The sequence below is a fragment of the Adhaeribacter terrigena genome (assembly GCF_016623615.1).
Lineage (GTDB): Bacteria > Bacteroidota > Bacteroidia > Cytophagales > Hymenobacteraceae > Adhaeribacter_A > Adhaeribacter_A terrigena.
Map to the genome: position 1 here is coordinate 318,491 of NZ_JAEHFX010000003.1, position 12,631 is coordinate 331,121.

11 protein-coding genes are annotated in these 12,631 nt (G+C 45.5%); 2 read left to right on the forward strand and 9 right to left on the reverse strand.

The window, feature by feature from the left end; translation table 11 throughout:
- Positions 1-279: 279 nt before the first annotated feature.
- Entirely contained in the window at positions 280-1,623 is a 1,344-nt protein-coding gene (locus tag I5M27_RS08100; protein ID WP_200505692.1) for a peptide MFS transporter, read from the forward strand.
- 162 nt (positions 1,624-1,785) lie between these two features.
- Positions 1,786-2,397: a hypothetical protein gene (locus I5M27_RS08105; RefSeq protein WP_200505693.1), complete on the forward strand. Its 612-nt coding sequence runs from the start codon at positions 1,786-1,788 to the stop codon at positions 2,395-2,397.
- A gap of 72 nt (positions 2,398-2,469) precedes the next feature.
- Here the strand turns inward: I5M27_RS08105 and I5M27_RS08110 are convergent, their stop codons facing one another.
- From I5M27_RS08110 to I5M27_RS08150, 9 genes are all read right to left on the reverse strand, one after another.
- Positions 2,470-2,727, reverse strand: a complete 258-nt coding sequence (locus I5M27_RS08110; RefSeq protein ID WP_200505694.1) for a hypothetical protein — start codon at positions 2,725-2,727, stop codon at positions 2,470-2,472.
- A 337-nt stretch (positions 2,728-3,064) separates the two neighbouring features.
- Positions 3,065-4,702: a chaperonin GroEL gene (gene groL / locus I5M27_RS08115; RefSeq protein WP_200505695.1), complete on the reverse strand. Its 1,638-nt coding sequence runs from the start codon at positions 4,700-4,702 to the stop codon at positions 3,065-3,067.
- Between the two features lie 75 nt (positions 4,703-4,777).
- Entirely contained in the window at positions 4,778-5,053 is a 276-nt protein-coding gene (locus tag I5M27_RS08120) for a co-chaperone GroES (protein WP_200505696.1), read from the reverse strand.
- Positions 5,054-5,290: 237 nt separating this feature from the next.
- Entirely contained in the window at positions 5,291-5,722 is a 432-nt protein-coding gene (gene secG, locus I5M27_RS08125) for a preprotein translocase subunit SecG (protein WP_200505697.1), read from the reverse strand.
- Positions 5,723-5,806: 84 nt separating this feature from the next.
- Complete coding sequence (locus I5M27_RS08130; protein ID WP_200505698.1) at positions 5,807-7,570, reverse strand: hypothetical protein; 1,764 nt, start codon at positions 7,568-7,570, stop codon at positions 5,807-5,809.
- Positions 7,571-7,611: 41 nt separating this feature from the next.
- The gene (locus I5M27_RS08135; protein WP_200505699.1) at positions 7,612-8,136 is read right to left on the reverse strand and encodes an LptE family protein; all 525 of its coding nucleotides are present in this window, start codon (positions 8,134-8,136) and stop codon (positions 7,612-7,614) included.
- Positions 8,117-9,385 carry a sigma-54 interaction domain-containing protein gene (locus I5M27_RS08140; protein ID WP_200505700.1) on the reverse strand — a complete coding sequence of 423 codons (1,269 nt, stop codon included), beginning with the start codon at positions 9,383-9,385 and terminating at the stop codon, positions 8,117-8,119. The genes I5M27_RS08135 and I5M27_RS08140 overlap by 20 nt, the downstream gene beginning before the upstream one ends.
- A 123-nt stretch (positions 9,386-9,508) precedes the next feature.
- Positions 9,509-10,942: a tRNA (N6-isopentenyl adenosine(37)-C2)-methylthiotransferase MiaB gene (gene miaB / locus I5M27_RS08145; protein ID WP_200505701.1), complete on the reverse strand. Its 1,434-nt coding sequence runs from the start codon at positions 10,940-10,942 to the stop codon at positions 9,509-9,511.
- Between the two features lie 249 nt (positions 10,943-11,191).
- Positions 11,192-12,463 carry an anthranilate synthase component I family protein gene (locus I5M27_RS08150; RefSeq protein ID WP_200505702.1) on the reverse strand — a complete coding sequence of 424 codons (1,272 nt, stop codon included), beginning with the start codon at positions 12,461-12,463 and terminating at the stop codon, positions 11,192-11,194.
- Positions 12,464-12,631 lie beyond the last annotated feature (168 nt).

Sequence of the window (12,631 nt, forward strand, 5' to 3'; positions counted from 1 at the left end):
TGTTTTGATGATGATAAAACTTGGTACAAAAATAAAAAATAATTTGAAACGCCTGTTATTCTTTCATTAACTAATTATGACCGTTCACCCAAAAACGCTTTCCAAAACAGCTAATTTCAGCCTTTGTTTTGTCGCAAAAATGGGTTTAAAGCGAATAGCCCGTACAAAAAAATCAAAAATTTTGGTTTAATGCTTTCCTACGCGTAGATTTACTTTTCCGCTTTGTGCGAAAAAACTGTTCAATTAATCACTCATCTTTAAAACTTAATTAATTTTTAAATGTCAGTAACCACCCAACAAGCACAGGTAAAACAAGGCCACCCGAAGGGGCTTTACCTGTTATTTATGACGGAAATGTGGGAGCGCTTCAGCTATTATGGTATGCGCGCTTTGCTAATGCTTTACCTTGTAAACGAGACTTCGAACCATTTGGGCGGCCGCGGCTGGACAGATGGCAATGCCGGGATGCTTTATGGCTGGTTTACGGGTTTTGTTTACCTGACCCCAATTATCGGCGGCTGGTTAGCCGATAACTATATCGGGCAGCGGAAAGCCATTACCATTGGTGGTATTTTAATGATGCTGGGCCAGTTTTCGCTTTTCTCCGAATTGAATGACATGACCTTTTACTTGGGTCTTGGCTTATTGATTATTGGTAACGGTTTCTTTAAAGCGAACATTTCTACCATTGTAGGAAAATTATACGACGAAGGCGATGTGCGCCGCGACAGTGCGTTCACTATTTTTTATATGGGTATTAACACCGGCGCCTTCATTGCGCCGTTAGTGTGCGGTTACCTGGGTGCAACGTACGGTTACCGTTATGGCTTCCTGGCTGCCGGTATCGGTATGATGCTGGGCCAGATTATGTTCAATACTATGGCACAGTCTTACCTGGGTAATATCGGTAAATTCGTGGCTAAGACCGCTGAACAGAAAGCTGCTCCAAAAACCAAACTTACTAAACAGGAAACCGACCGCGTAGCCGTAATTTTAGTTTTAACGTTATTCGTGATCTTCTTTTGGGCTGGTTTCGAGCAGGCCGGTTCTTCTTTAAGCTTGTATACCGAACGTTATATAGACCGCGTGGTTTTTGGCTGGGAAATTCCAACTGCCTGGTTCCAGTCGGTTAACCCGTTATTCATTGTGGCCTTAGCCCCGATTATTTCTTCTATGTGGATCAGCCTGGCTTCTAAAGGCAAAAACCCGAACACGACCGTTAAAATGGCAATGGGTATGATGCTTTTAGGCCTTGGTTTCTTCCTGATGGTAGGTGCGGTTATGGAACGTGGCGGCGACGTAGCTGATGCTTCTATTAAAGCTAATATCTGGTGGTTAGTAGGTGCTTATTTCCTGCATACATTGGGCGAGCTTTGCCTTTCTCCGGTTGGCCTTTCTATGGTTACCAAATTAGCGCCGTTAGCCTATGCTTCTATGTTAATGGGTGTTTGGATGCTGAGCTCGTTTGTGGCTAATATCATGGGTGGTTACATTGTAAAGTATGTAGAAGAACTGGGTGCTTTAACTATTTTCGGAGGCATTGGCGCTTTCGTAATTGTTTTAGGATTTGTGCTGCTCGCAGTATCTAAAAAGCTTACTTACATGATGCACGGCCGCGGCTAAGCAAAACGCTATCTTTTTTTAACAAAAAAATCCCGGTACAGGCAACTGTTCCGGGATTTTTTTTGTCTGCCGGGAAAGCATTTGTTACTTACCGGTATATTTACTTATTTAAAGGAACAATTGCGCAAAACCTTCATCTAAACAATATTGAATTAAACTTTTATGAAATTCCTTTCCCGGAAAAACTTCCTGCCGGTTATTGCCGGCTTCGGCCTGTTTTTAAGTGCCTGCACCTCTTCTGAAAAAGAAAAGATTTCTCCCGCTAAACAGGAACTTACCGACCCGAACGGTTTCCGGATCTACACCATTAAAAAAGGCAGCCACTATGCCGATAACCGCGAAACCGGGGAAATAAAAACCACCAAACTCAGCTTTTCGGTTTTGTTCGACAGTTCCGCCGTTTACAAGACCATCGATCCGGTTAACCAGTTCGACATCAATAAACTTTACGGCCTTTCCGATTGCAATTCGGCGCACCATTCCAATAGCGCGCGCATGGGCTGGTGCTGGGTAAACAACCAGCTCGAAATTCACGCTTACGGTTATAAAAACGGCATGCGTAATTCTGAATTTATTACCGCCATTCCGATCGGTAAACCGGTTGAGATGAGCATTGAAATGAACGACAGTACGTATTTATTAAGGGTAGGCGAGAAGTTTGCGGAATTGCCCCGCGGCTGTTCCGGCCAAAGCAATGGCTATAAGCTTTTTCCGTATTTTGGCGGCGACGAAACGGCTCCGCACGATATTGTGGTGAAAGTGAAAGATTTGTAAGCAGGAGGAAAGCTTCAAAGAGTTTTTGACCTCAAAAGGATACCGTTTTCAGCACGTAGAAATTTGCTCCGCTTAAACGTACTGCACTTCTACTTCAAACGTATTACCCGCCTGGGCTTCAATACGTACTTCCAGCTGCGCACTGAAAATGAAGCGTTTGTTTACCGGCACTTCCGGATATTCGTTGAAAGTCACCGTATCGGGTTCTGCAGGTTTTGGTATTAAGGGTTTTGCATACAACAAAAAGCCGTTTTCGTCGGTTACCTGCAAATGAAGAACCTGGTCCGGAAGCGTTTCTTTCAGAATTACTTTTAATATTTCAGCGCTCATAGTTTCTTCATTTCCCCAAATGGTAAATGCCGGGTTTTGATCACTAAGCACGAAACTTTCCATACTTTATAAGATTAGCAACTGAATTTGATTCTATTTCGGTTGTACGGGAAAATTATGTTTCTGCTGCCAGTTGATTATCAGAAAGCAGTTTTAAGCACTAAAACCATAGCATTTTAAAAACGGTTAGAAACAGGTAAAAGTAATAGTTGCTTGTTGTTAGATTTAAAGGAAAAAAACGCTATCCTTTTCAGCCTGAAAACTTATAAAAACAAAAATCCCCGGCCAGAACTGACCGGGGATTTTTTATTGGGCAAATTTGAAATTCGGTTTCAGATTACATCATGCCGCCCATGCCGCCCATGCCACCTGGCATGCCGCCCATTTGCGCTTTTTCATCTTCCGGCTCGTCAGAAATTACGCAATCCGTTGTCAGCAATAAGCCGGCAATAGAAGCAGCGTTCTCTAAAGCTAAACGGGTAACTTTGGTTGGGTCGATAATACCGGCTGCAAACATAGATTCATATTTGTCATCGCGGGCGTTATAGCCGAAATCACCAGAACCTTCCCGGATCTTCTGAACCACAACCGAACCTTCGCCGCCGGCGTTGGCCACGATCGTACGAAGCGGCGCTTCGATGGCGGTCTTGATGATGTTGATACCGGTCAGTTGGTCTTCGTTGTCTACGTCGATTCCTTGCAGGGATTCAATGGCGCGGATCAGGGCAACACCACCACCAGCAACAACGCCTTCTTCTACGGCAGCGCGGGTTGCGTGAAGCGCATCGTCTACGCGGTCTTTCTTCTCTTTCATTTCAACCTCAGTAGAAGCACCGATGTAAAGGATGGCAACACCACCAGAAAGTTTGGCAAGACGCTCCTGAAGTTTTTCGCGATCGTAATCAGAAGTGGTTTTTTCCATCTGAGATTTGATCTCGTTTACGCGGGCCGTGATGTTTTCTTTCTGACCTTTACCGGAAACAATAGTAGTATTGTCTTTGTCGATGATCATTTTTTCAGCCTGGCCTAAATACTCCAAAGTAGCATTTTCCAGTTTGTAACCACGCTCTTCCGAAATTACAGTACCACCGGTTACAATGGCAATGTCTTCCAGCATAGCTTTACGACGGTCGCCGAAGCCCGGAGCTTTAACCGCGGCAATTTTCAGGGAACCACGCAGTTTGTTTACTACTAAAGTAGCTAAAGCTTCGCCGTCCACGTCTTCAGAAATAATAACCAAAGGCTTACCAGTCTGAACTACCTGCTCTAAAATAGGCAGTAATTCTTTCATGGTAGAAACTTTTTTGTCGTAGATCAAGATGTATGGGTTATCAAGATCAGCTTCCATTTTCTCGGCATTGGTTACGAAGTAAGGAGAAAGGTAACCACGATCGAACTGCATACCTTCTACGGTCTTCACTTCGGTTTCCGTACCTTTTGCTTCTTCTACCGTGATCACGCCGTCTTTACCAACTTTGTCCATCGCATCGGCAATCATTTTACCAATTTCGAAGTCGTTGTTGGCAGAGATCGTACCTACCTGGGCAATTTCAGCTGAGTTTTCGATCTTTTTAGATTGTGATTTCAGGTTTTCAACCACGCGGGCAACCGCTTTATCGATGCCGCGTTTCAGGTCCATTGGGTTGGCACCCGCCGTTACGTTTTTAATACCGGCCGTGTAAATAGCCTGCGCCAGAACCGTAGCAGTTGTAGTACCGTCACCGGCCATATCGGCAGTTTTGGAAGCTACTTCTTTTACCAGCTGTGCGCCCATGTTTTCTACCGGGTCTCTCAGCTCGATCTCTTTGGCTACAGTAACACCATCTTTGGTGATGGATGGGGCACCGAACTTCTTGTCGATTACCACGTTACGGCCTTTCGGGCCAAGCGTTACTTTAACTGCGTTCGCTAATTTATCTACCCCAGCTTTAATTTTGTTGCTGGCTTCGGTATCGAAGGAAATATTTTTTGCCATCTGTTTGAGTGGTTTTAAAATTTCTTGATTAAAAATCTCTTTTAGAAAATATGAAAGGGAATTTCCGGAGCGTAATTAAACGATCGCGAAAATATCAGACTCTTTCATTATCAGGTAGTCTACACCTTCAATGTTGATCTCAGTACCGGCATATTTGCCGTATAATACCTGATCGCCAACTTTCACAGTCATTGGCTCGTCTTTTTTGCCGTTGCCTACAGCTACAATTTCGCCACGTTGCGGTTTTTCTTTCGCAGTGTCCGGAATAATGATACCTGATTTTGTTTTTTCTTCTGCGGCGGCCGGCGCAACGATCACGCGGTCAGCCAGAGGTTTCATGTTAATGGCCATAGTTTTATGAGTTGTTTGATTTAAAGTTAAATTTTAAGACATAAGGCTCCTATCATTTCCTGTGCCAAGCCTGAAATTAAGCCATTTTTGCCGAATTGTCAGCTCCGTTGGCGGAAAAATATGTCAGTTTCTGTCAGTTTTGCTTTTAAAACGCTATGGTTTGGAGCTTAAAAACTATAGGCATAAAAAAAACCGGCGCTTTTGGAGCACCGGTTTTCTGCATATATTCCAGATTGATTATTCCGCTGGTTGGGTCAATGGGTCGTTCTGCGGCTGGGCAACTTCAGCTTCCGGGGTTGCTACGGCTGGCTGCTCGTTGGTTTGAGCCGGTGCCTGCTGGCCTTCACCTTGCGGCGCGGTTGTAGCCGGAGCTACTGCGGCCGGCGCCTGCTGGGCAGCACGTTCCTGGTTCACACTCCGGTTTACAGTGCCTGTGTTAGAAGACTTCAGAATGGTGTGCGTGGCAAGTGTTAAAACTACCAACGTAATGGCAAAGCCCCAGGTTAGTTTTTCGAGTAAGTCCCCGGTGCGTTTTACGCCCATAAGCTGGCTGGCACCTGCGCCGCCAAACTGGCCGCTTAAGCCGCCACCTTTAGAATTCTGAGCCAACACAACCAAAACTAACAGCACGCATACAAAAATAATAATGCTAACGAGGGCGATATACATTTTACTTTAATTAAAAATTAGAAATTACGAATTAGATTTTAAAGAATTGAAAACCTGCTAATAACGTTAATAAAGAGCTGTTATTTACTCCTGATTCTGCAGTTTTTCGATCTGTGTCACAAAGTAAGCTTTTTTTTCCGGAATTTTCAATATAAGGTGTTCGTAAATTTTTATCGCTTTTTTAATTTTTCCCTGCTGCACCAGAATATTGGCAAAATTTTCCGAAGCAAGGTTTTTAGTGATCTTCGAACTCTTCGATGAAAGATCTTCCTGCGTTTCCGGTTTTACCTTATTATGGGCCATGGATTTTAAGCGCGGCGTCAGTTTCAGGAACTCGTCTATAATCTCCAGTTGCTTGCTTAGTTTCGAAACCGTTGGTTTTATTTCTTTGCGCAGCTCGTGAGTTTTGCTGTATTCCCAGATCAGATCCGGATAAAAATCGTAAGGTTGCGGCGTGGTCAGTTCGTTTTTAAGCTGCAGGCTTTCGCCCAAACGGCTCGTGTTCATCCAGTAACCCAGCGCATCGTTGTCGTAAATATGCTGGATCTCGTCCTTCGGGTATACAACTTTCAGATCTTCCTCTGGCCGGGCAATTTCTTCGGTTGCCTGTTCTTTTTCCGGCTTAAATAAATACTGATCAAAATTGGCCAGCGTTTCGTGCAGCAGGTCATCGTTCAGAATAGTAACCGGTTCCGTTAGAACAGAAGCCTGTTCCGTTTCCGGTACCGGCGTTTCAGCTACGGCTTCCGGGGCATTTTCCAGGAATAATTCGTGCAGATCCGGAACGTCTTCCAGGGTATGCGCGGCCGCAGCTACCAATTCCTGCGCAGTTACTTCCGTAGATGTTTCTGTTTCCGCAGTTTCTTCTTCTGGCGCAGCATGGGCTTCCGTTGAATTTTTTTCTGAAAGCGCTGTTACTTCATCAGCTGGACTTTCTTCTTCTGCTACTTTTTCTTCGGTTAGGCCTTCGGTTTCGGTATCAGAAAGTACATTTTCAAATACGGTTGCTACTGGTTCCGGAAGCGTTTCAGCCTCCGGATTTTCTGCCATTGGGATTGTAGTTTCAGGCAGTTTTCCGGCTTCCAAGCCTACCGTTTTTTCGGTTTCCGGTTCAGAATCAGGTTCTATTGGCGCGGGAATCGAAAACGGTAGGGTTTCTTCTTCTTTAGCTAAGGCACCTAAAAATTCTGCTTCGGTTTCCGGCAGACGCCCTTCTTCCAGAATATCTTCGGCAATGGCGGCGTCTTCGTACAGTGCTTCCGCTACCGTTAATTCCGGAATACTTTCGTTTGCCTGCGTTAAAATGGCATTGGTTTCTGCTACCAGTCTTTCGCCGGCGGCTTCTTCCTGCTCTGTTTCCGAAAGAGTTGCCTTTGGTACTTCCTGGGATTTTGCCGCTGTTAAAGCTTCATTTTCTGCTGATTCGGCAGGAGTTTCTGCGTTGGTAATATCAGCATCCAGGTCAACTTCATGCGTTTCGGTTTCTTCCAGAATTTCAGGCTCGAGCTCGGGCAGGGCAGGAGCAGCGGGTTGCTTTTCTGCTGCGGACGTTACTTTATCTGTTGTTTCTGCTGCCGTTTCTGCCGTTTCCAGCGGATTTAGCGATACGGTTGCATCGGAAGTATAGATCAGTTTTTTGAGCAGCTGCCGGTTAGCCGCATAAATAGCCGCTTTTTTCAGTTTCTGGTTCGAAAGCATGCTGCCTTTGTCGTAAGCGGCTTTGGCTATAAGCAAATGGGCAGTCTGGCAGTAAGGAAAATTTACGACAAGCTTTTCCAGCTCTTCCACATCCTGGTCGGAAATGCGGGAGGCCTGGCGCACGAGCGTAAGAAAAGAGGCTTTATTCATAGGGTGATAAGCGGCGGAAACAAGGGCAATATGCGTAATTTTTACCAGTTTGCTACCGAACGGTTGAAAATTTCCGTCATCATCTGGTCCATGAGCTGGCGGATCTGGGCTTCGTCTATCTGGTTAATGTTCAGGCTTTGCGGAAAATCGCGGATGGCCGAAAACGACTGATCGAAGCTTTGTTTGGGATCTTTGGTATTGGTGAATTTTACCTGTAAACGTAAGGTTAGCCGGTTTCGGGCCGCCACGTCTACGCCATCCTGGATTTGAGGCGCCACCGGCGAAATTTCGTAGCCAATGATCTGGCCTTCGAAGATCAGATCTCCGTTGCGTTGTACCAGATCCAGGTTGGAATTTCGCTGAAAAAAATCTCTGAAATTATTAGTAACGCTCTGGCTTAAAATAGAAGGCCCTTGTCCGGAATTATTCGGAAACGTAGAAACCGAAAACGTTTTAACTTCCGGGGGCAGCGAGGTGCCGGAAAACGAATACGCGCAACCATTGAAAAACGCTATGCTCAGGAAGCAAAAAAGTGCCAGGGCTATTTTACTGTTCTTCAATGTCATACTGTTTCAGTTTGCGGTAAAGGGTTCGTTCCGAAATGCCTAGGTCCTGGGCGGCGTATTTGCGTTTGTTATGGTGTTTTTTCAACGCTTTCAGGATCATTTCTTTTTCCTTCATTTCCAGCGAAAGCGTTTCTTCTTCTGTTTCGTGCGGAATGTCTTCCACTTTTTCCTCGTAATCTTCTACCGTTTCCTCTTCCACCGGCAGCAGGTAATTATCCGTTTTAGATTCGTGCGGGGTGTAAGCCACGCGATCCGGATAGCCGATATTTTCGAACAAATGACGGTTCTGGCGCAGCAATTCATCTTCTGAATGTTGCGGATCGAGCAGGTTGAACACCAGTTTTTTCAGATCGGCCATGTCCTTTTTCATGTCGAAAAGAACTTTATAAAGCAGGTCGCGCTCCAGCGGACTTTCCGTTGTTTTACCCTGCGAAGAAAGCACCGGAAGCAGGGTGTTCTGTTCTATTGGCAGATAGCTGCGCAGTTTGTCAGCGCTGATTTCCCGGTCGTATTCCAGCACCGAGATCTGTTCCACAATATTTTTCAGCTGCCGGATATTGCCCGGGAACCGGAATTTCAATAACGCAGCAACAGCATCGGGCGTGAGCGTAATGGCTTTTACGCGGTATTTTTCGGCATAATCGGAAGCAAATTTGCGGAAAAGCAAATAAATATCGTCGCCCCGGTCGCGCAGCGGCGGTACGGAAATAGGCACGGTATTCAAACGGTAATACAGGTCTTCCCGGAATTTTCCTTCCCGCACGGCATCGTATAAATTCACGTTGGTAGCCGCTACCACCCGCACATCAGTTTTCTGAACTTTAGATGAACCCACCTTGATGAATTCGCCGTTTTCGAGCACCCGCAACAAACGCGCCTGGGTGCCCAAAGGCATTTCGCCAATTTCATCTAAAAAGATCGTGCCGCCGTTGGTTACTTCAAAATAGCCTTTACGGGCTTCCTGGGCACCGGTAAACGAGCCTTTTTCGTGGCCGAACAATTCCGAATCGATGGTTCCTTCCGGAATGGCGCCGCAGTTAATGGCTATGAACTGCCCGTGTTTGCGCGGGCTGAGATGGTGTATGATCTTGGAAAAAGATTCCTTGCCGGAACCGCTTTCGCCGGTTATAAGCACGGTCATATCGGTAGGAGCCACCTGCACCGCCACCTGAATAGCATGGTTGAGCTGCGGCGCATTCCCGATAATTCCGAAACGCTGCTTTACGCCTTGTATCTCACTGTTTTGCATGAGGTTAATGTGCTAATTTGCTAATGTGTTAATGTGCTGATGAAAACTGTATTAATGCCAATGTGCTATTTTCTAATATTAATGAAGAACAATAGCACATTGGCACATTAAAAAATCAGCACATTAATCAATCGCTTCGCCGAACAAAGTGCCTACCGAGCAATCGGTCACGAATACGTTCACATACTGGCCGGGCTGGAAATTTTTCTTCGGGAAAACCACCACTTTGTTCTGGTCGTTGCGGCCCATGAGTTCAGCATCTGATTTCTTTGAGAAACCTTCTACCAGCACTTTATGCACTTTGCCGATGTCGAGCTTGTTGCGATTCAGCGAAGTTTCGCGTTGCTTTTCGATGATCTCGGCCAAGCGGCGTTTTTTCACTTCCAGCGGAATATCGTCTTCCAGTTTGCGGGCGGCCAGGGTTCCCGGGCGTTCAGAATAAAAGAACATGTAAGAATAATCGTACTGCACAAAATCCATCATGCTGAGCGTATCGAGGTGTTCTTCTTCGGTTTCGGTGCAGAAGCCCGCGATCATATCCGAAGAAATGCCGCACTCTTCGCCCAGGATTTCGCGGATGGCGTTTACGCGGTTCATGTACCACTCTCGGGTGTACGTGCGGTTCATGAGTTCCAGTACGCGGGTGTTTCCGCTTTGCACCGGCAGGTGAATGTATTTGCAGATGTTGTCGTACTTTTTCATGGTATGCAACACCTCGTCGGTAATGTCTTTCGGGTGGGAAGTGGAGAAACGCACGCGCAGTTCCGGGCTTAATTTTGCTACCATTTCCAGCAGGTTCGCAAAATTCACAAACTCTGTTCCATCTTCCGAAGCCCATTTGTAGGAATCTACGTTCTGGCCCAGCAAGGTAACTTCTTTGTAACCGGCATCGATCAGGCTTTGTACTTCACGGATCACGGAATGGGCATCGCGGCTCCGTTCGCGGCCGCGGGTAAACGGCACCACGCAGAACGAACACATATTGTCGCAGCCGCGCATGATGGAAACAAAGGCGCTGATGCCGTTGGAATTTAGACGCACCGGATTGATATCGGCATAGGTTTCTTCGCGGCTTAGGATCACGTTTACGGCGCGTTGGCCTTCGTCTACCTGGTTAATTAAATTCGGCAAATCGCGGTACGCATCCGGACCAACTACTAAGTCAACGATCTTTTCTTCCTCCAGCAGAGATTTTTTCAGCCGTTCGGCCATACAGCCCAGAATACCCACCTGCAGGTCGCGGTTTTTCTTTTTGTATTGCTTGATCTGCTTCAGACGGTCGCGCACCGTTTTTTCGGCTTTTTCGCGAATAGAGCAGGTATTGAGGAAAATTACGTCCGCCTCTTCAATTTTAGAAGTCGTATCGAAACCGTCTTCCGCCATTATCGAACTCACAATTTCCGAATCGGAGTAATTCATCTGGCAGCCGTAGCTTTCAATGTAGAGTTTGCGGTTTTTACCGGTGTTGGTTTCTTCGGTAACTTTAAAATCGCAGGCCATGGCCTCCTCCGGCGTGCGGTTATCTATAAAATCTAGGCTTTGAATCAGCGTATCCATCTTCCGTATTATTCTTCAAAAACAGCTGCAAAGATAAGAAGTTTACCGGAATATTCTGACAGAATGGCAGCTTATTAATTGTTAAATTGTTGATTGCTGATTGTTAATTGGTTTAAATTTAAGTTGGAAGTGAAATCTATAGGCTTTAGGTAGAATAAACTATGATTTGAAATTTAACAAAAAAGGTGATACCAGAAAATTTGAATCACGATTCTTCAACCAACAATTAGCAATCAACAATTTAACAATTCAACACACTTCCATAATCGCTTTTGCCTTCAATAAACATTCCTGGAATTCCTTTTCGGGCACGGAATCGATGGTGATGGCGCTGCCTACTTTGTAGCTCAGGTATTTGGTTTTGGCGTTGTATTGCAAACTGCGTATCACGACGTTGAAATCAAAGTCGCCGTTAGGTTGCAGGTAGCCGATGGAGCCTGAATATAGCCCTCGCCGGTGGTCTTCGTATTGCTCAATGCGTTGCATGGCGCGGATCTTGGGTGCGCCGGTCATGCTGCCCATGGGGAAAGTGTGTTTTAAAATGGAAGCTAAATTTTCTTCAGGTCTGGCCTGGGCGGTAACGGTAGAGATCATCTGGAAAACCTGCTGAAATCCGTAAATGCCGAATAATTCTTCCACGTTTACGCTGCCGGTTTCGGCGGAGCGGCTCAAATCGTTGCGCACCAGATCCACGATCATCAGGTTTTCGGCGCGCTCCTTTTCGTCGTTCAAAAGCTGGTCTTTCAGAAAGGCATCTTCTTTGGGATTCCTACCGCGTTTGATCGTGCCTTTTATGGGTTGAGAAATAAGTTTGTTGCCTGCCTTTTTCAGGAAACGTTCCGGCGACGCGCACATCAAAACGCTATCGTTCAGCCTGAAAAAACCGGCAAAAGGAGTCGGGGACTTTTTATTCAGCGCCTCGAATAACTGTACCGGGAAAACGGTAGCGTTTTCGGCGAAAAACTCGATGGTGTAATTCAGTTCGTACACATCGCCTTCCAGAATATGATCCTGAATATGGCGCACATTTTCTAAATATTTTTCTTCCGAAGTGCGGCTTTGCCAGCTTATTTCATGCGGCTGCGTTTCCGGTATTGCAGTAGTTAAAATTTGGTGTAGTATTTCTTCAGTTGCGACTTTCGAAGCAGAAATACCTACCGTTTTTTCTGAAAAAGTAAGCTGAATTTCCGGCTCAAAAAAATGCGCTTCCGGGAAACCGATAAAATCTTCGTGCTGGCTTTTTAGGTTTTCGACCTGGTTTTTCAGATCATAACTCAAGAGCCCGCACCAGAATTTTCCGGAAGTTGAAATACGTTCCAGCGCTGCAAATACTTTTTCGCCCGAAAACCCTACCGTTTTCGCATCCGAAATGGCCAGCAAATTTTCAAAGCCATTATACAAATACGGAATATTATTGCCATCAAAATAAGCCAGCTGCGCAAATTTTTCCGCCCAATGCAGAGCCTTCCGCCGGAAATCTTCCGCATTAATATTCAGGTCTGAAAAAAGGAATTCGAGCATTGGTAATGATTGAATGAGAGAATTATTGAATTATTGAATATGAAATAATCGTAGAGACAGGGCACCGCCTTGTCTAACATTATTGCATCACGTTATAGAATAGTTTATTCTACATTCATTAAAAATTCCTTTAGTTTTCAATTTATACATTTCCAAATTCACCAATTC